Consider the following 20,342-nt stretch of genomic DNA (forward strand, 5'->3'; position numbering starts at 1 on the left):
GGGGAACCGCCTATGCGACCGCTCTTTGTCCGCCGCGCCCGCCAGCTCGTCACGCTGGCGGGAAGCTCCGCGGCTCCGCTTGTCAAGGAGAAGATGAGCGATCTTCACATCATCGAAAACGGCAGCGTCTGGATCGAACATGGCACGATCGTGGCGGTTGGGGCGGACGATGAACTGGCCCGCCAATTTGCCGATCGGCTCGCCGAAGCGGAAGTCATTGACGCTAAGGGCAAAACGGTGACGCCTGGGCTTGTCGATCCTCATACTCATCTCGTTTACGCCGGCAGCCGCGAACACGAATGGACGATGCGGCTCGGCGGGGCGACGTACATGGAAATCATGAACGCAGGCGGCGGCATTCATGCGACGACAAAAGCGACGCGCGAGGCGTCGGAAGAGATGTTGTATGAAGAAAGCAAGCGGCGGCTCGATCAGTTTTTGCTTCATGGGGTCACGACCGTCGAAGCAAAAAGCGGCTATGGTTTAAGCCTTGAGCACGAAATCAAGCAGCTTGAAGTCGCCAAGCGTCTCGATGACACCCACCCGGTCGATATCGTCTCCACGTTTCTTGGCGCTCATGCCGTTCCGCCGGAGTGGAAGCACGATCCGGATGAATACGTCCGCCTTGTCATCGACGAGATGATTCCCGAAGTGAGCCGGCGGGGGCTCGCCGAGTTCAACGACGTCTTTTGCGAGCGCGGCGTCTTTACCCCCGACCAGGCGCGCCTCATCCTCGAAGCAGGCAAAGAGCACGGCTTGACGCCGAAAATCCACGCCGATGAAATCGAGCCGTATGGCGGGGCGGAACTGGCAGCCGAAGTCGGCGCCATCTCCGCCGACCACCTGCTTCGCGCGTCAGACGAAGGAATCCGCCGCATGGCCGATCGCGGCGTCATCGGCGTTCTCTTGCCAGGCACGGCGTTTTTCCTCATGACCCAAGCCGCCGATGCCCGCCGTTTGATCGACGCCGGCGTTCCCGTCGCTTTGGCGACCGACTGCAACCCTGGTTCGTCGCCGACCGTCTCGCTGCCGCTTGTCATGAGCCTTGCCTGCCTGCATATGGGCATGACTCCCGCTGAAGCGATGGCCGCCGCCACGATCAATGCCGCCCACGCCATCGGCCGCGCGCATCTCGTCGGCAGCCTCGAGCCGGGGAAGAAGGCGGATTTGGTCATTTTCAATGTCCCGAATTATATGCAAATCATGTACTATTACGGCGTCAACCATGCGGAGACGGTGATCAAAGGTGGAAAGGTGGTGGTGAACGACGGCAAGGTGTACATCTGAAGGGGGAATGGTCTTCCGTCGAGGTGTTTAGCGACCGGGAGCGGTTATGCTTCCGGCCGTGCTGTCGTCTTTAGCCTGTAGAAGAACAAATGGGGGTGGAGGAAAATGAAAACGGATACAAACATGGCGCCATCCGTGCCGACACCAACGCCGGCAAGCGGGGCATGGAAGTTTTTCGTTTACAGTGCCATCGGGATTTTCGTGTTTTTCGTTCCGGTGTCAATTGGCGGCACATCGTCGATTTTGCTCGATCATATTGTGACATGGATCCGCACCCAGTTTTCGGCACTTGTTCCTTATTATGCTCTTATCGTGATCGCTCTCGGTGCCGTTTATCCGTTTTACAAAAAAACGTGGAACAAAGATGCTGTGACAACCGTTTTTTCACTGTTGAAAGTTCTAGGACTGATCACGGCGGTCATGCTTGTGTTTCACATCGGTCCGTCGTGGCTGTTTCAACCGAATATGGGGCCGTTTTTGTATGACAAACTCGTCATTTCCGTCGGTCTCCTTGTGCCGATTGGCTCGGTTTTTCTCGCTCTTCTTGTTGGTTACGGGCTGCTTGAATTTGTCGGTGTGTGGATGCAACCCGTCATGCGGCCGATTTGGAAAACGCCGGGCCGCTCGGCGATTGACGCCGTCGCTTCCTTTGTCGGCAGCTACTCCATTGGGTTATTGATCACTAATAAAGTGTTCAAAGAAGGCAAATATACCGTGAAAGAAGCGGCGATCATCGCCACCGGCTTTTCCACTGTATCCGTGACATTTATGGTCGTTGTGGCGAAAACATTGGGGCTCATGCCAATCTGGAATACGTATTTTTGGGTGACATTTCTTGTCACGTTTGCCGTTACAGCGTTCACCGCTCGGATTTGGCCGCTAAGCCGCATGAGCGATGAATACTACGACGGCAAGGGGGATCCCGAGCAAAAAGTAACGGGCAACTATATGAAACAAGCTTGGGCTGAAGCGATGAGGGCGGTAGAGCAGTCAAAAGGGATTGGGACAAACATATGGGAGAACTTGCGAGATGGCTTCATCATGACGATGGGCATTTTGCCGTCCATTATGTCAGTCGGACTGATCGGGCTGTTGCTCGCTGAATATACGCCGGTGTTTGACTGGTTGGGTTACCTGTTCTATCCATTCACCCTTCTGTTGCAAATCCCTGAACCGCTGTTGGCCGCGAAAGCTTCGGCCATCGAAATCGCAGAAATGTTTTTGCCGGCCTTGCTTGTCACCGAAGCACCGCTTGTCACGAAATTCATTATTGCTGTTGTATCCGTATCAGCGATCCTATTCTTTTCCGCTGTCATTCCATGCATTTTGTCTACGGAAATCCCGCTCAGCTTGCCGCGGCTTCTTGTCATTTGGTTCGAGCGGACTGTATTGACGCTCATCCTCACCGCGCCGCTTGCATATTGGCTGCTTTGACGGGAGTGCGGCGCTTCGATGAAAACGGACATCGATGGGGCGGCTGCGATTTTCAGGTTCGCCGCCATTCCATCAACCCGACTGAGAAGTTTCAGCGCCATGAAAGCCTGTCCATCTTCCAGACAGGCTTTCACGTCGTTTCCCGCTGTTGCTTTAACAAATCGCGAATTTCTGTCAATAGCTCCTCCTCTTTCGTCAGCGTCGGTGCGGTTTCCTTCACCTCTTCCTGCTTTTTCACCCGTTCATACAGCGTGTTGATCAATTTCACAAACAGGAAAATCGAAAACGCGATGATCAAAAAATCGACGACTGTTTGGATAAACGCCCCATATTTCACTTCCGCTTTGCCGACTTTCCAAGACAAATCGCTGAAATTGATGCCGCCTAGAATCAGCCCGACAAGCGGCATGATGATGTCATTGACGAGCGAGGAAACGATTTTGCCAAACGCCCCGCCGATGATCACCCCAACGGCTAAATCGATGACATTGCCGCGGATGGCGAATTTTTTAAATTCGTTCCACATGTGAATCTCCTTTCTCGAAATGTGATCCTCTACATTATACCATAAGTTCATACGTGAAATTTTTATATCTAAATCATAGAAAATCAATCTGTTTTATATTATTATAGAGTATATTAACAATGGGGAAAGAAAAGGGGGATATGCACCATGGAAATGACTGCGCAACAAGACGTTCGCGCGAAACAGGCGGCGAACGCCCCGAAAAATCCGACGGCATGGATCATTGCAGTCTCCTGCTTCGTGTTAATCGGTGGAGCATTGTTCTTATACAGCCGTGTGTCCTGGCAACAAGCGCTGTTATATTTGTTGGGAGCGTTCGGCGGTTTTGTGCTTTATCAGGCCCATTTCGGTTTTACTTCGGCCTGGCGGAAATTCATTTTGTACCGCCAAGGGGAAGGCATTCGGGCACAGATGATCATGATGGCTGTGGCCAGCGCGTTGTTTTTGCCGTTGCTCGTGAAAGGTTCGGCGCTCGGGCACCCGGTGTCAGGGTATGTATTTGGCGTGGGGGTATCAGTCATCGTCGGCGCCTTCCTGTTTGGCATCGGCATGCAGCTTGGCGACGGCTGCGCGTCCGGGACGTTGTACCATATCGGCGGAGGCGATGCGAACGGCATCGTGACGCTCATCGGGTTCATCGCTGGCTCAGTCATTGCGACGACCCACTTTGACGTGTGGGCGAAGATGCCGCAATGGAAGCCGTTCTCGTTCATTGGCGAGTTCGGCGCCTTGGGAGGGTTTTTGCTTCAGTTGGTTTTGTTGGCAGCGGTCTACTATGTGGTGACCGTGGCGGAAAAACGGCGCTATGGCCAACTCGTTGCTACATCGCTTGAGAACCGTCATGGCTGGAAAGCGATTTACAAAGGGCCATGGTCGCTTCTGGTCGGGGCGTTGCTCTTGGCTGTAACGAACGCGCTTGTGCTGATGATTAGCGGTAAGCCGTGGGGCATTACGTCCGCCTTCGCCCTTTGGGGGGCGAAGTTCGTGCAGCTGTTTGGCGTCGATCCGACTGCTTGGGCGTACTGGCAAGATGAAGCGAAACGGCAGGCGCTCGCGAATCCACTCTACTACGATACAACGACCGTGATGGACATCAGCTTGATGGTCGGCGCCTTATTGGCGGCAGCGCTTGCGGGCCGCTATACAAAACCGATTCAGTGGAAGCGTCCGACGCGCATGACGATCGGTGCGCTGATCGGCGGCCTGATGATGGGATACGGCGCCCGGCTGGCGTTCGGCTGCAATATCGGCGCGTATTTCGGCGGCATTGCGTCATTCAGCGCCCACGGCTGGGCGTGGTTTGTCTTTGCTTTCCTCGGCAGCCTGATCGGCGTCAAACTGCGTCCGTATTGCGCGTACAAAAACTAAGTGTCCGAAAGTTGGCATCCCGTCGTTTTGACGGGGTGCCTTCTTTATGCCGTTCTTGCCAGGCGGTATGTGGTACAATGGGTGGTGAGGCTTCGAAGCGTGCAGCTGTCCGCTTTTTTGAAATCGTTTTCTCCGTTTGGAAAGAGGCGGGATCGCGCGGCTGCGATCATTGGAAGAGAGGGGGAAAGGCATGGGGAAAGCGGCCTCGATCGTCTGCATCGGCGGGGCGAATGTCGATCGGAAAGCGCGGTTGCTTGCGCCGTTTCAGCTCGGCACGTCCCATCCCGTCACCGCGACGCAAACCGCGGGCGGGGTGGCGAGAAACGTGGCGGAAAACTTAGGGCGGCTTGCTCAACCTGTTTCGCTCGTCAGCGCCGTTGGCGATGATCACGATGGACAGTGGCTCATTGACGTGACGAGCCGATATGTCAATACGAGCTTCATCGTGCGAACGCCAAAAGCGAACACCGGGACGTATACAGCGGTGCTCGATGAACGCGGCGAGATGGTTCTCGCCTTGGCGGATATGGCCATTTATGATACAGTGGGGGAAGAATGGCTAAAGCAGCAATGGACTCGGCTCGGTCCGATTTCTGCGGTCGTGCTTGACACGAATTTCCCGAAGGCTGTCATTCGTTCGGTGATTGCACAATGTCGCCAAGAGGACATCCCGCTTTGTGTTGTGACGGTGTCGGTTCCAAAAGTGAAGCGATTGCCCAGCGATTTGTCTGGTGTGACGTGGTTTGTCACGAATGAAGCGGAGGCTAAGGAATTTGTGGGACGCGACGGACATACGGACGACATAATGAAACCGATCCTTCAAGCCGGCGCCCAGAACGTTGTCGTCACGCGCGGCGCAAACGGCGTCGCGTACGCCACCAAGCAAGGGGAAACAGAAGCGATTGCAGCGCCGAAGGTTGAGGTCACCGACGCCACCGGAGCGGGCGACGCCTTTGCGGCTGGATTTTTGTACGGCGTCTTAGGCGGACATACGGTGGAAGACGCCTGCCGCTTTGGGATGAGCAGCGCGGCGCTTACGCTGCAAACGGCCGAAACGGTGCATCCCGCTTTGAATGAACACCTGTTGCAAGCCGCCTATGCGCGGTATTTTTGCGAAGGGGGAACGAAGTGATATGAATGATTTTCTCGTCTTTTCCGAAGAAGTCGCTCAAGCGAAGGCCGAAAAAAAGCCGATTGTCGCTTTAGAATCAACGATCATCTCGCATGGCATGCCGTATCCGGAAAACGTGCAGACGGCGAAAGACGTCGAGCGGATCATCCGCGACCGCGGCGCCGTGCCGGCGACGATCGCGATTTTTAATGGAAAAATTAAAATTGGATTGACAGAAGGGGAACTTGAACAGCTCGGGACAAGCCACGATGTAGAAAAAGTGAGCCGCCGCGACTTGCCGTATGTCGTCGCCATGAAGAAACACGGGGCGACGACCGTGGCGGGGACGATGATTTGCGCTGAGATGGCGGGCATCCGAGTATTTGCGACCGGCGGCATCGGCGGCGTGCACCGCGGCGCCGAGCGGACGATGGACATCTCGGCTGATTTGCAAGAGTTGGCGCGGACAAACGTCGCGGTCGTCTGCGCCGGGGCGAAATCGATTTTGGATTTAGGGTTGACGCTTGAATACCTCGAGACGCACGGCGTTCCGGTCATCGGCTATCAGACGGACGTCCTGCCGGCGTTCTATTCGCGGACAAGCCCGTTTCGCGTCGGTTATCGCTTAGACAGCGCCAAAGAGATCGCCCAGTTCCTCGAAACGAAATGGAAGCTTGGGTTAAACGGCGGTGTTGTGATCGCCAATCCTGTCCCAAAAGAAGATGAGCTCGAGGAGTCGTATATCAACGCGATCATCGAACAAGCGCTCAAGGAAGCAGAAAAGCAGCACATCACCGGAAAATCGGTCACCCCGTTTTTGCTTGACCGTGTGAAAACGTTAACCGGAGGCAAAAGCTTGCAAGCAAACATCGCCTTAGTGAAAAACAACGCCGCCTTGGCGGCCGACCTTGCCCGAGAGCTTTCTTGATGCGAACGCCCCCGCCTTGATGGAAGGACGGGGGCATGATGGCGGTGGAGGATTTATCGAGCGTGAAGCAAATGGCGGATTTTTCGATCATGCTGGGCGATTTTGACGGAGTGGAAGTCGACCGTTTCTTGTGAGTTCCACGCGGATGTGGCCGAGTTTCGCTTCGAGCCGTTCGAACCGTTCGTTCACGGTGCGCTCCAACTGGGCAATCTGCCGCTCAAACCGTCCATCCATCTCCTCGATGCGCTTGTCCATTTCATCCGTTTTTTCATTCAACGCTTGGACTTGGCGTTGAAGCGAGTCGAATTTCTCATGGAGCGCTTCGAACTGCTTGCGCATATCCGCCGCGTACAAATCAAGCACTTGCAAAATTTGCGCCAATATCGTTTTTTCTTCCACCCTCTTCACCTCCTTCCACTTCTAGCATATCAAACAAGCGAGTTTGCGAGAAGGAAAAACGGTTTCAAATCAAGCGGATTTTGTCTATGATAGAGGAGGAGATGCTGTGATGTTTGAAATGACCAAGAGCTCCTTTGGCTGCCCATTTCCATCGCATCGGCCGCTGCTTGTGTTCCATGTATGAAGGAAGAACCCGCAAGCCCGTCGCGAGGAGGTTGAATGTCGATATTCTGTCAGCGACGGGGGTGAAATTTCAGAAAAAAGAAGGTGTGATCATGTCCTTTATTCAAACAATCGAGCCGCATTTGTTTAGCGACCATCCTGTCCTCCGCCAGTTTGCGTTTGACGCAATCGAAGAGTATCCGGATATTCCAGCCGCGCTTGTGGAGCGTTTGGTGGATGAGGCTGTAACGGCGGACAACGAAGAAACACGGAGGATGATTTTGCACGGCATCTCCAAACAGCCGTTGACCGACCGAGCGCTTGAGCAGTTGTTGAGCATGAAAGATGCAGCGAAGTACATCCGTTGGTTTTTCCCGTTTCCAGCCGCCCAGCTCGAAAAATACGGAGAACAGCTGCTCCCTCACTTCCCGCGGTCTTGGCAGCGAGCTGTCCGCCTTGCTTTAGAAGGAACGGAAGATGACGTATGGGAACACTATTTTTCAGTGCTTTCGCATTTGCACGAGGAAGAGTTTCACAATCACGATTGGTTTTTAGTAGCCAAGCAAGCCGTGCGCATTCTCGTTGAACGCGGATGGATGACGAAGGAAGATATCGGTCTGACATGGATGAAAAACGAGCAACAGCCTTGGTTTTCGTATGACGGCATTTTGGCGGTGTATGCGGTCTCGCTCGTCGGCGCCGCTGAATATATTCCCCGCCTCGCCCGACTGTTGGAACAACAAGACGGTGATGTGCTTGTTGATCAAGCCGTTTCCACCTTATCGATGTTCCAACGTGAAGAAACGATCGAAGCGGTGCGCCCATATGCGTTTCAGGAAGACACGGCGCTGTCCGCTATTCATGTGCTCGCCAACATCAAATCTAAACAGGCCGTGCGTGTATTGCGAGAAGTCTTTTCCAAGCAGCGCGATGATGACCTCCAAGCATTTTGCTTTGAGGCGCTTTGCCATCAGCTGGATAAAGAGGCGCTCCCAGAAGTAGAGCAGTATGTAAAAAGAGCGGAAAAACGAGGGCGTTCTTGGATGATTGATGTCGAACAGAACGCGTACGCCTATTATACGATTCTAGAGATCGATCACCCGAAGCTGGAAACGTGGAAAGCCATTGCCGAGCAGCGGTATCGCCATTTTCAAGCCGTGCTGCAAACACCTCCGCGGCCGACCAACATCCCATACCGCCGAAAAGAGCGAAAAATCGGCCGTAACGACCCATGTCCGTGCGGCAGCGGGAAAAAGTATAAAAAGTGCTGTGGCAAATGAGAACGCTGCTTTGTCTCAAAGAAATGGCCCGTCCCCACGCGGTGGCGTCGGAGGCGGGCCTTTTAAAAAGACACAGCCATGAGGCTTAAGCTTCCATATTGATATTCTCGGAACAACACGCGCGGCGCTTGGTCGCGATCGCCTGCGCCGTAAGCGATCCAATACGGCGCGAGGTGTTCGGGGGTCGGTACGGCCTGCTTGGCGTAAGGTGCTTTTTCTTCATAATGGAATACATCCTCACTGCGGGCGGCTGACTCGCGCAACAGCCAGTCATCAAAAGCGGCCGCCCAGCTTTCTGCCTCCGCATGCCCTTCCCAACGGAGCGCCATCAAATTGTGCACCGTCCCGCCGCTGCCGATGACCATCAATCCTTCGTCACGCAATGGACGCAGCGCCTCACCAAGCTGGAACAATTGCTTCGGCGTCCACCACGGCACGACCGACGCTTGCACAATCGGGATGTCAGCGTTGGGAAATAGGCGGTGCAACAACACCCAAGAACCGTGATCCAGCCCGCGCGTGGAATCAACGGCCACTTCCGCCACACCAGCGAGACGCTCGCGCACGCGCTCCGCCCACTCGACCGACCCGCGCGCCGGATAAACCACTTCATACAGCTCGCGCGGAAACCCGGAAAAATCATAAATCATGTCATACGTCCCCTCAACCGCCGAAACCGTCGGTTGGCGCGTCATCCAATGCGCTGTAAAGATGACGACCGCCTGCGGGCGAATTCCTTCCCCAAGCTTTTTCAAAAACGCCGTATACGCATTGTCTTCGATCGCCAACATCGGCGAACCGTGGGCGAGAAACAGGGCAGGGGGGTTCATCGTTCCATTCCTCCCTTGAGTCATATTGACGGATCAACACTTTGCAGCCTGATGCCGCCTCTAGAAGGTTGGTGAAAAACCACTGTTTGACTTGATCGATGATTGAACGCGCGAACATAGAGGCTGATGCAACAAGTTTTTTCTACTTGAGAACCGATTTCCAGAAGCGGTTGCGCAAGTAAATCACCAACCTCCTAGAGAGCTGGTGAAAAATTTGTTTTTTGCTTGAACCGGTGGCAGTTCATCAGAAAGAGGGACAGATCTGACAAGGCTTCCCTAATTGAAAAAAATAATGGGGATGAGCCGCCTTTTTCATTCCTCGTCGGCCTTTCTAGACGATTCGACGAAAAACGGTGTATGGGCCGCTTCCCTTGCCAATCCCCTTACCCTTAGTGTAGCATAAGCATCCTTTGCCATTCTATGCACTTGCAAAACTTTTCCTTGTCCATTTAACCTTTTAAAACAGCAAAAAATCAGTTATAATATACCCGTCTGACACGCCATAAACGGTATGCATCAACAAACATGACTAGAGCCTGCCCCCAGTTCACTGGCAACCAAACAATGAACATATTCTCAAACTGGCCGCGCGTTTGATCGGTTGCACAGCGCCAAAGGCAAGGAGCGGTCTCGTTTCGATGTTTTTCCTCAAAAAACCAGGAACGGATCAAACAATCGGAATTCTCGACGTCTCGAGGGGATGGAGTCTCTCCCCTAGCCGTCCCAGCGCTTAGGTGTACATTCTTATCATGGCCCCGTAGCTCAGTGGATAGAGCGTCGGTTTCCTAAACCGTGCGTCGGAGGTTCGAATCCTCTCGGGGCCGTTCCAACGATCCGACTAGTTCGGATTAAAATTCTTAAACCCCTTGATACGACTGCGTTTGCAGTCATTTTCTATTTTTTTGGAATCCGAAAAAATACGATAGAATTTGAAAAAATTTTGCACGAATTTTGCACGGCTATTTGGCATGATGCAGTTCCTCCATTGCCAGATCAACTTGGCGGAATCCTTTTTGCTTCATTCCCTTCTATTCTAGAAACAGTCAAGTACCACTTTTGGCGAAGATCCAAAATGATATGTATTTGGACATAAATGGTAACCCGGTGGCAAAGGGATCAAAAGCTTCGCATATTGTGATTAATAGGGGGAAGAAATGATGAGAATATCTGATTTTCTTAAAAGATATAATTTACATGGGAGTTTAATTAATAATGTGGAATATGATTCCACTACAAAAAGAGTATCTATTGAAACTGAGTTATGTAAATGGCAGCAATTTGATTATGACGAAACTAAAGATCCTGAAATGATTGAGGGATTCATTGTTTTTGAAGATGTAACATATTTTGAAACAGATTGCGTTAAAGACTTTGATGCTGATGAAATATTGGAAGCGGTGCTTATTTCCGAAACTCCATCGCTTGAAAAAGTTAAAATAGTAACCGATGGGGTGAACATCATCATTATTGAGGCAGGGAATGTAGAGTGGCACTCACTTTGAGTTCAATGCTTGAGGAAAAGAACATTAAAATGTATACAGCGCATACAGTTGTATCGAACGATATTGCTTCATACAGTTTCGAGAAACAAAGGGAGGATGACATCACATATGAAGATGAACCGCCTCGCGAAATAAAGCTGGTGAAGGTGGATGGTACGTATGGAACGTATCGCGTCGAGGAGAAGATGAAGCCGAGTGATGTGGTGGGGTGTGCTTTGTTATCGTTTTACTTATAGCTTATTTTAGCTAAACAAAAGGCGGATCTCTCCGCCTTTTCGCACGAGATAGCAACTCAAAAGAATTTTGCACAAATTTTGCACAACACAAAAGAATGTGTCGCTCAAACATTGAAATATCAATACTTTTCGGTAAATGGTTATTATCCTCTCGGGCCGCTAGTGAAAACCCTTGCGATGCGGGGGTTTTTTCTTTATCTCCCGCCATATTCGCCGCAGCTCACCCCGATCGAGCGTTTGCGGAAATGGCGGAAAGATCCTGTCATGGCGAATGTATTTCATAAAGAACGAAACGATATCATGCAAGCCTTTGATCGATGGCTTATATCCATGAACATCCGGAGAAGGTGCTGCAGCGCTTGGGGGATGGGGCGTGATGAGAAGTCCACTCTTCATGTTGCATGTATATACATAAAGAACGCCTGCTCGTGACGAAAGAAGCGGCTCTCTCACTAGTTGAGAGAGCCGCTTTTTTAGTAGAATAGAAGAAAAATAGAAACGAAGAATAACATTTCTATACGAAGGAGTTATTCCCATGTCATTGCACGATCTTTTCCGCCAAGTGATGGCCATTTACGAACAAGAAAAACGCGAAAAACTGTCAAAAGAGCGACGGTCGTTTCAGCTGGTGACACGAGCGATTCCAGAGGCGTTGAAAACATTGCCTTTCTTACCGCCTGACCGGTATGTGGTGAAAGGTTCTGTCGGTCAAGGGGTGTGGACTGACGTGCCGTGGGTGGCGGTGATGGATCAAGAGGTGACGGATTCGACGCAACGCGGGTATTATATCGTCTACTTATTCAGTGAAGATATGCGCCGGCTCTATTTGACGCTCGCCCAAGGAGTGACGGAGACGCCGAAAGACGAAATGGAGCGGGTGAAGCGGGACATCCGCCAACTCATTCCCGCTGAAGAACGCGTGCGGACGAATGATGACATCCGTCTTGGCGAAAGCAAACGGGCGAAAGACTACGAACGGTCGGTGGCGGCGTATATCGCCTATTCGTTTGACGATCTGCCATCCGATGAACAACTCGCGCGCGACCTCGAAACGATGATCGGTTATTACCGACAGTATGTGGAGCGAACAGAACCGATGGCACCGCCCGAGCAGGCCCTTTCCTATCGGGAGGCGGTTGAGCATATTCATTCATACATATCCGCCAAAGGGTTTTACTATACGAAAGAGGAAGTGACCAACCTCTTTCTATCGTTAAAAACAAAACCGTTTGTCATCTTGTCCGGCATTTCTGGAACCGGGAAAACAAAAATTGTTCAATGGCTCGCCGAGAGCGTCGGCGCGACGGAAGACAACGGTCGCTTCACCTTAATTCCCGTCCGCCCGGATTGGCACGACGGCTCGGACTTGCTTGGCTATGTCGACATTAAAGGCGATTTCAAGCCCGGGCCGCTCACCAACGTCATCATCGAAGCGGGGAAGCATCCGGACAAGCCGTATTTCGTCGTGTTGGATGAGATGAACCTCGCCCGCGTTGAGCATTATTTCAGCGATGTCTTAAGCGTCATGGAAAGCCGCCGCTGGGAAGACGGGCGCATCACCTCGTCACGGTTGCTGCCGAGAGAAACAGCAGGGTGCGATCTTTTTCTCCCGCCGAACGTCTACATCATCGGCACGGTCAACATGGACGAGACGACCCACCCCTTCAGCAAAAAAGTGCTCGACCGGGCGAACACGATCGAGTTCAACCGCGTCCAGCTCGACCATCTCGATTTTTTGCGCGACTTGCCGACCGTCGCGCCCCTGCCCGTCGGACAGGAGCTGTTCGCGGCGCGGTATTTGCATTTGAAAGATGTGTACGCACGCTGCCCAGAGCTTGTTGAAACGGTGACGAAACAGCTCGTGGAGATCAACCGCATCCTCGCGCCGCTCGGCGCGCATATCGGTTACCGCGTCCGCGATGAAATTTGCTTCTACCTTGCGTATAACGAAGAAGGAAAGCTGATGGAATTTGACAAGGCGTTCGACTATTGCCTCATGCAAAAAATTTTGCCGCGCCTTTCGGGAAGCGACGTGCGGCTCGAAACAGCGCTCAAGCAGCTGTTTGTCCTGTGCGCCGGTTTTGAACCGGACGGTGAATACAGCGGCGTGCTTGATGTTTCGTATGCCCGTTATCCAAAAAGTGCGGAGAAAATTTGGCAGATGCTGCGGAGGTTAGAGGACGATGGCTTCACTTCGTTCTGGCTCGGGGCGTGACGACCGCGAGCTTGTCCATATCGAAACGAAACAGCTCACGCTCGTGATCAAAGGAAAGCCGTACCACGAACAATACGAAGGGCTTCAGCAGTACCGCCGCCTCGATTTCCACGAGACGATGGAGTTTTTCGTCAGCGGTGAAGACATCTTGGACGTCAAACTGTTTGACGTGGACGCTGGCGAGCTTGTCGACTGGTCGGGCGGCCACCGCCCGATTTTCTTTGAAAACGGCGTCTATCAGCTGCTCGTCGTTCCGAAAACCGAGCGGGTGCTTACCTTTTATCATGAATCGCCAGCCATTCGGAACGTTGTCAGCCGCGTTGACATCGGCGGACAGGCGGTGTTGATGGGCAACCTCTATTTCCCGAATGAAGTCGGGCTGTCGACGTTGGAAATCCGCGACGGCAGCCGTTCCATTTTGGACGTGACGATCGAAATTTTTCCGACGAAGCTGACATATAAACAAGACTACCAAATCCTTCTTGACGAAGTCAGCGAAGAAATTTACAACTTGGCGTTTCACTTCATCAAGCGCACGTACCAGCGGGCGAGAGCGAAGCGGGACGACGCACCGTCCCGAAGCGAGTTTTTCCGGCTCATGGAAGCGCATATCAGTGACTTTTTGCATGCCATTCGGCATATTGAGCGGCAGCCGCACCATCAACTGTCGACCGTCCATGTGAGAGTGCGCGGCGACCAGCTCGGCCGTTTGGATGCGGCAGGAAGAAACGATTTGCGCAAGCGGCCGCAAGTGTTCCGTGACGTCAAGCGCGGCATCAACATCGGAAGTCGAACCGTCATGCCGCGATCGGGGCTCAAAGCGAAAAAAGAACTGACGTACGACACGCTCGAAAACCGGTTCGTCAAATGGATGATGACGCGCCTTGTCGAGAAGCTGCGCGATTTGTTCGAACACGTGCAAGGGAAGCAAAAGCGATACGAAACGGAACCGGATCCGGGTTTGCTTGAGCGCATCCAATCGATGATCCGCGCGCTCGAAACTCGGCTTCGTCACTCTTTTTGGCGGCCGATCGGGCGGCTTGACCGCTCCGTCATGAGCCTCGTCCTGCAAATGGCGCCCGGGTACCGCGACGCCTATCAGCTGTTTCTCATCATCACCCGCGGCCTCGCCTTGCAAGGGAAGCTGTACCGAATGTCCGTAAAAGACGTCGCCACGTTGTACGAGTATTGGACGTTTTTGAAGCTCGGGCAGCTCCTCGGGAAAAAATACAAACTCATCAGCCAAAATGTCATCCAAGTGAACCGCTTAGGGCTGTTCGTCAATCTCGAAAAAAACCGCTCCGCCAAGCGGGTGTACGAACATCCGTACACCGGAGAGCGAATCACGCTGACCTATCAGCCGTACGAAGGAAGGCTGCCAACCGTCCCGCAAATGCCCGACACGGTTCTGGCGATTGAAAAGAAGGGAAAAGACTATACATTCAACTACATTTTCGACGCCAAATACCGCCTGGACTTCGCCGTTTCGGGCAGCTCATACGAAAAACGGTACGGAATGCCGGGCCCGATGGAAGACGACATCAACACGATGCACCGCTACCGCGATTCGCTTGTCGCCCGCCGCGGCGGCCCATACGAGCGCACCGCCTTTGGCGCCTACGTGCTGTTCCCGTGGCATGACGAAGACAGCTACCAAGCGCACCCGCTGTACAAAAGCATCAACGACGTCAACATCGGCGGCCTGCCGTTTTTGCCGAACGCCACCCGCCTGGTCGAGCAGTTCATCGAGCGGCTGATTGAAAAGAATCCCGAAGAACTGCAAAACGAAGGCATCCTGCCGCAAGGGATCATCGAAGAATGGCGGTCGGGGTTCGATGAGCATGTGCTCGTCGGCATGGTGCCAAGCGCGCGGCATTACGAAGCCTACCGGAAACACCGCTTCTACCATATCCCGGTCAAGCAGCTGAAAAAAGGTTGGCAAACGGCGCGCTACATCGCCCTTTACCCGAAGCGGGGAGCCGCCCCGCAAAACGGGGTCACGTGCTTTGGCAAAATCGCCGCTGTGAACATCGTCAAACGATCGGCCATCACCGAGCTGCCGAAACGAAGCGATGAGGAATACGTTCGCTTCGAAGTCGAAAGCTGGAACTTTCTCCAAAACGTCATCCGTCCCGTCGGCTACGGCATCGCCGTCTATGCGATGACGACGTTCAACATGCTCAAACAGGCGAAAGAACTGCCGGAACTGTTCATGAAATCAAGCGAGGAAATCGCCCTTTGGCGCATCCTGCGGCGGCTGTCCGACCGCATCCGCTTCGACCTTGACGCCCGCTACTTGGATCAGGCGTCCAAGATCACCGCGTACCGCATCAAAAACGTGTCCATCCGCCTAGGAGACGGCCTGCTCATGATCACGAACGGCACGAAGCACAAAACGATCCCCGCCGAACTGCTCCGCAAGCAGCCATCGGCCGTGTTTCGCGAAGTGGTGGGGATGATGGGGGAGGGAAGGATGCATGGCCATGTGGGTATGATCGAGAGACAAGGCTGGGTCTGATGATCCATGTCTGTTTCAATCCATTTTGGCATGTATAAATGATTGCATGTCAGTAGCATAAATGCTATCATTGTGTATAATGATTGGTAAAGGGTAGAGGATATTGTTTGAGGTAATATACACAGGAAATGTAAAGGAATTTGAAAATCATCTACTGAGTAAAGCCGAGCAAGAACTTAGACAAAAAGGTCGTCCGGGGATATGGTGTCATGTTGCTGATGTATATGCAAGGCAACTTACGATTATTCAACGTAATCCATATCCGTCTGATCCGGAGAACAACGGCTTTCCGGATGATATCATCCCTCCGTCGTTGAAACATCTTCGCATGAATACTCGTTATGATCATTTTTACAGATGGGGTATAAGAGGTGGAAGAACTGGAAATCACAGAATTATATTTGCGATTCACAATTTTTCAAAAGTCATATTGCTTCATTATTTTGACAAGCAGTATAACGGAGCGATAAGACGAGAGGATATTGTGCCGGCTGAATCAGCATATGAACGTTATTGCGCTTTCGACCCTTGCCTTTATTAATGGACTGGGAGGGAAAAACAATGAGTGATTTTTTTAAGAAATATGCAGCCATTCGAGGCGAGCAACATGTTCAAAAACTTCGATTGGAAGGAACGATAGCTGCACAGATTAAAACAAGACGAAAGCAGCTGAATATGTCTCAACAGGAACTGGCAGATCGCATTGGAGTTCCAAAATCCACGATTGGGAGAATTGAATCGGGGCTTACAAGTCCTAGGGTAGAGACGCTTTTTAAAATTTCGCAGGCATTGAATACTCCTTTTATCATTGATGGTACAAGCAGACAGGATCATAACCTGAATGTTCGGGTTTAGCGCATAATAGGGAAATCGATGAGTTCTTTGATCAACTGAGAGTACATGTGAATTTTCCTCCGATGATTTGGCTCGGTCTCCTTTACCATACGGGAAAATTCGCATTTTTTGTATCCTCTATTTTCCCAATGCGCACCTATCTTGCCGTAAATGATCAAGTACAACTTGTGGTGAAGAGCCGGAAAAGCTTAATCACTCACTTTTTGCACCCTCCCGACGAAAATCGGGAGGATTTTTTGCGCCCATCGTTGATGGAGAGGCTGGATGTCTTGCGCCTTGACGTCGAGTTCGATCAATTCGTTCCTAGACCGAAACAGAGCCCTCGTTCTTAAGCTGTGTCTATGATAATCAATCTATAGTTTCGACAAATTTCAACAACATCCTACCAGTTGTTTTCGTAAAATAAAACCATAAAGAAAAGAAACAAGGAGCCATTCGTGCATGAAGACAAAAGGGATGATTGACAACAGACAAAACGGCCTAGTCGGCGATGCGTTGAAAGCGCATATCACAAAAGGCAGCAAACTATCGATTGCGGCGGCGCATTTTACGTTATATGCGTTTGCAGAGTTGAAAAAAGAACTGGCGCAAATCGATGAATTCCGTTTTATTTTCACAGAGCCTGCCTTTGTGCGCGGTGATCGTTCATTCAATGAATGGATGAAGAAAAACGAAGCGGCGCTGTATGGAGTAGAAGAAGAACGAAAATACAAAATCGAACTTAACCAAGCATACATAGCAAGGGAACTGGCGAAATGGCTGAAACAGAAAGCAAGGGTGAAATCGGTCGTCAATCAGCGCATTCAAGGCAGCATATATCATGTGCGAAATGAGGACGGGTCACAAATCGGCTTGATCGGCGGTGCGCCGTTTTCCAGTCCAGGGCTCGGCTACAGCAGCTCCCCCCATTTTTATTTTGCTCATATGATGGATGATCGAGATTCCAGCGCCCAGTTGCTTCGCCAGTTTGAGTCGATTTGGCAAGATGAACAGGCGCTGCAAGATGTGAAAGAGGAAATGTTGCGGCGTTTAGAAGTGATGTATAAAGAAAATTCGCCAGAGTTCATTTACTTCGTGACGCTCTACAATCTATTTAAAGGCTTCTTGCAAGATGCGAAAAACTACGAATCGCTACAAACAAGAACGGGATTTGAAAATACGGTCATTTGGAACAAACTTTACGATTTTCAGCGCGATGGGGTAATTGGCGCCATCAATAAAATCGAAACGTATGGAGGATGCATTATCGCCGACAGCGTCGGGCTCGGAAAAACGTTTGAGGCGTTAGCGGTCATTAAATATTACGAACTGCGCAATCATCGCGTTCTCGTGCTGGCACCAAAAAAATTGAGGGAAAACTGGGCTATTTACCGTTTAAACGATAAGCGCAACATTTTGGCGGAAGACCGCTTTTCCTATGACTTGCTCAACCATACCGATTTATCGCGCGAGCGCGGATATAGCGGCGATATTAATTTGGAGCATGTGAACTGGGGAAATTATGACCTAGTCGTCATCGATGAATCACACAACTTTCGCAATAATGATCCGCGCAACGATCGGGTGACGAGATATTCCCGCTTGATGAACGACATTATTAAAGCGGGAGTGAAAACGAAAGTGTTAATGCTTTCTGCCACCCCTGTCAATAACAAGCTCGATGACTTAAAAAACCAGATAGCTTTCATTACGGAAGGAAATGACAAAGCGCTAGCGGAAACGGCGAACATCAAAAGCATCAGCCAAACGATCCGCCGCGCGCAGTCGCAGTTCAAAAAATGGAGCAATCTTCCTGAAGAAGAGCGGACCACTGAGCGGTTGTTAGATATGCTAAACTGGGATTATTTCACCTTGCTTGACTCATTAACAATCGCCCGTTCGCGCCGCCATATTGAAAAATATTACAATGTGAACGCGATCGGCTCGTTTCCGACCCGCCTGAAGCCAATCAATATTAAAGAAACGATTGACGCTAAAGATGAATTTCCGCCGCTGGAGAAGATTAATAATGAAATATTGCGGTTGCGGTTGGCGGTTTATTCGCCGATGCAATACATCTTGCCTCATAAAAAAGCAGTTTATAGCGAAAAGTACGATACGAAAGTAGCAAACGGAAGAATTTTTAAACAAACCGACCGGGAAAATAATCTTGTCTATTTAATGAAATCTAACTTGTTGAAACGATTGGAAAGCAGCATTCATTCCTTTTCTTTAACATTGGAAAACATTATTCATCAGATCGATTCGCACATTCAAAAAATAGATCAATATGATCCGAAAAACGAAACGATCGGAGATATTAATGATATAGATATGGAAGATCCTGACTTAGAAGACGCGTTAATCGGCTCGAAAGTGAAAATTTTCATCAAAGATATGGATCTAATCCGATGGAAGCAAGATTTATTATATGACCGCGAGATTTTAGCGAAGTTGCTTGCGCAAGCGAGAAGGATAACGCCAGATCGCGATAAAAAATTATTGGCATTGAAAAAAGTCATTCAAAACAAAATCGAGAATCCGATTAACGGCCAAAACAAGAAATTGCTCATTTTTACTGCGTTTGCGGATACGGCAAAATACTTGTATGAAAACTTGCATGAATGGATTTATCGTCAATTTGGCTTGCACTCTGCCGTAGTAACTGGCTCGGATCATCCAAAAACTACATTAAAAATGAAAAAAGTCGACTTCAATAATGTCTTAATGAACTTTTCACCTATTTCGAAAGAGCGGGCAAAAGTAATGCCCGAGATGAAAGAGGAAATTGACATACTAATTGCTACTGACTGTATTTCCGAAGGGCAAAACTTGCAAGACTGCGACTACCTTGTCAACTATGATATCCATTGGAATCCGGTTCGCATTATTCAGCGTTTTGGCCGTATCGACCGGATTGGCAGCAAAAACGAACGGATTCAGTTGGTCAACTTTTGGCCGTCGCTGGAACTCGATGAATATATTAATCTCGTCAACAGGGTAAAAGACCGAATGACGATTCTCGATATTTCTTCCACCGGAGAAGAAAACGTCATCGCCGACAACAGCAATGAAATGAAAGATTTGGAATACCGCCGCAAACAACTCGAAAAACTGCAAAACGAAGTCATTGATTTAGAGGACATTTCCGGAAATATTTCTTTAACCGATTTTACGTTAGACGACTTCCGCATGGATTTATTAAATTTTATGAAGGAACATAAAGAAGCGGTGGAAAAAGCGCCGCTAGGGCTTTTTAGCATTACCGTGAACAAAAATGAAAAACTAAAAGACGAAATTAAGCCTGGGGTTATTTTCTGTCTAAAACAAACCGATCGCGTCACATCATCGAACGAACAAAACGCGCTCCATCCATATTACTTGGTATACGTACGGGAAGACGGCACGGTGTTGTATAACCATGTCCACGTAAAGAAAATTTTGGATTTATACCGTTCGCTATGCAACGGAAAAAAAGAAGTGGAGCGGGATTTATACGAAGCGTTTTACCAAGAGACGAAAAACGGAAAAGACATGGGGCAATATAAGGCGCTGCTGGAGAAAGCGGTAGAAGATATCGTTGGCAAAATCGATCAGCAAATAACGCTGAACATATTTAGCCTCGGAAACTTGGACAGCTTAGTGACGAACGCGAATACGAGTTTGCAAGACTTTGAAATTATCTCTTATCTTATCATTCAAGGGTGAGAGC

At 50.6% G+C, this 20,342-nt stretch carries 14 protein-coding genes, 1 tRNA gene and 1 pseudogene; 13 read left to right on the forward strand and 3 right to left on the reverse strand.

Annotated elements, in window-relative coordinates:
• Positions 1 to 12: 12 nt before the first annotated feature.
• Both hutI and DI44_RS09610 read left to right on the forward strand, forming a co-directional pair.
• Positions 13 to 1,287, forward strand: a complete 1,275-nt coding sequence (hutI, locus tag DI44_RS09615) for an imidazolonepropionase (protein ID WP_033025158.1) — start codon at positions 13 to 15, stop codon at positions 1,285 to 1,287.
• A 105-nt stretch (positions 1,288 to 1,392) separates the two neighbouring features.
• Positions 1,393 to 2,721 carry a YjiH family protein gene (locus DI44_RS09610; protein WP_014195538.1) on the forward strand — a complete coding sequence of 443 codons (1,329 nt, stop codon included), beginning with the start codon at positions 1,393 to 1,395 and terminating at the stop codon, positions 2,719 to 2,721.
• Positions 2,722 to 2,851: 130 nt separating this feature from the next.
• On the opposite strand, the gene mscL is transcribed toward DI44_RS09610, so the two are convergent.
• Positions 2,852 to 3,247, reverse strand: a complete 396-nt coding sequence (gene mscL, locus DI44_RS09605; protein ID WP_011230867.1) for a large conductance mechanosensitive channel protein MscL — start codon at positions 3,245 to 3,247, stop codon at positions 2,852 to 2,854.
• Between the two features lie 147 nt (positions 3,248 to 3,394).
• On the opposite strand from mscL, the gene DI44_RS09600 reads away from it, so the two are divergent.
• From DI44_RS09600 to DI44_RS09590, 3 genes are all read left to right on the forward strand, one after another.
• Positions 3,395 to 4,615 (forward strand): YeeE/YedE family protein, encoded by a 1,221-nt coding sequence (locus DI44_RS09600; protein WP_011230868.1) that lies wholly within the window; start codon positions 3,395 to 3,397, stop codon positions 4,613 to 4,615.
• 190 nt (positions 4,616 to 4,805) lie between these two features.
• The gene (locus DI44_RS09595; RefSeq protein ID WP_033025160.1) at positions 4,806 to 5,747 is read left to right on the forward strand and encodes a carbohydrate kinase family protein; all 942 of its coding nucleotides are present in this window, start codon (positions 4,806 to 4,808) and stop codon (positions 5,745 to 5,747) included.
• A 1-nt stretch (position 5,748) separates the two neighbouring features.
• On the forward strand, positions 5,749 to 6,654 hold the full coding sequence (locus DI44_RS09590) for a pseudouridine-5'-phosphate glycosidase (RefSeq protein ID WP_033025162.1): 906 nt from the start codon (positions 5,749 to 5,751) through the stop codon (positions 6,652 to 6,654).
• Positions 6,655 to 6,707: 53 nt separating this feature from the next.
• Here the strand turns inward: DI44_RS09590 and DI44_RS0117055 are convergent.
• Positions 6,708 to 7,053: pseudogene (locus DI44_RS0117055) on the reverse strand (hypothetical protein).
• Positions 7,054 to 7,328: 275 nt separating this feature from the next.
• Here DI44_RS0117055 and DI44_RS09585 point away from each other — a divergent pair.
• The gene (locus DI44_RS09585; protein WP_031205493.1) at positions 7,329 to 8,495 is read left to right on the forward strand and encodes a HEAT repeat domain-containing protein; all 1,167 of its coding nucleotides are present in this window, start codon (positions 7,329 to 7,331) and stop codon (positions 8,493 to 8,495) included.
• Positions 8,496 to 8,557: 62 nt separating this feature from the next.
• On the opposite strand, the gene DI44_RS09580 is transcribed toward DI44_RS09585, so the two are convergent.
• Positions 8,558 to 9,325, reverse strand: coding sequence for a class III extradiol ring-cleavage dioxygenase (locus DI44_RS09580; protein WP_014195545.1), 768 nt, complete (start codon positions 9,323 to 9,325; stop codon positions 8,558 to 8,560).
• Positions 9,326 to 10,076: 751 nt separating this feature from the next.
• Here DI44_RS09580 and DI44_RS09575 point away from each other — a divergent pair.
• From DI44_RS09575 to DI44_RS09545, 7 genes are all read left to right on the forward strand, one after another.
• Positions 10,077 to 10,149, forward strand: a tRNA-Arg gene (locus DI44_RS09575).
• Positions 10,150 to 10,482: 333 nt separating this feature from the next.
• Positions 10,483 to 10,827, forward strand: a complete 345-nt coding sequence (locus DI44_RS19430; RefSeq protein WP_230581431.1) for a hypothetical protein — start codon at positions 10,483 to 10,485, stop codon at positions 10,825 to 10,827.
• A gap of 771 nt (positions 10,828 to 11,598) precedes the next feature.
• Complete coding sequence (locus DI44_RS09560) at positions 11,599 to 13,278, forward strand: DUF3578 domain-containing protein (RefSeq protein WP_033025166.1); 1,680 nt, start codon at positions 11,599 to 11,601, stop codon at positions 13,276 to 13,278.
• A complete protein-coding gene (locus tag DI44_RS09555; RefSeq protein WP_050483827.1) occupies positions 13,247 to 15,796 on the forward strand; it encodes a restriction endonuclease-like protein in 2,550 nt (849 codons plus the stop codon). Before DI44_RS09560 ends, DI44_RS09555 begins: the two co-directional genes overlap by 32 nt.
• Positions 15,797 to 15,899: 103 nt before the next feature.
• Positions 15,900 to 16,337, forward strand: a complete 438-nt coding sequence (locus tag DI44_RS19305; protein ID WP_023634084.1) for a hypothetical protein — start codon at positions 15,900 to 15,902, stop codon at positions 16,335 to 16,337.
• 20 nt (positions 16,338 to 16,357) lie between these two features.
• A complete protein-coding gene (locus DI44_RS09550) occupies positions 16,358 to 16,651 on the forward strand; it encodes a helix-turn-helix transcriptional regulator (protein WP_023634085.1) in 294 nt (97 codons plus the stop codon).
• Positions 16,652 to 17,092: 441 nt separating this feature from the next.
• Positions 17,093 to 20,338, forward strand: a complete 3,246-nt coding sequence (locus DI44_RS09545; protein ID WP_033025168.1) for a helicase-related protein — start codon at positions 17,093 to 17,095, stop codon at positions 20,336 to 20,338.
• Positions 20,339 to 20,342: the final 4 nt, after the last annotated feature.

Source organism: Geobacillus sp. CAMR5420, from assembly GCF_000691465.1.
Lineage (GTDB): Bacteria > Bacillota > Bacilli > Bacillales > Anoxybacillaceae > Geobacillus > Geobacillus thermoleovorans.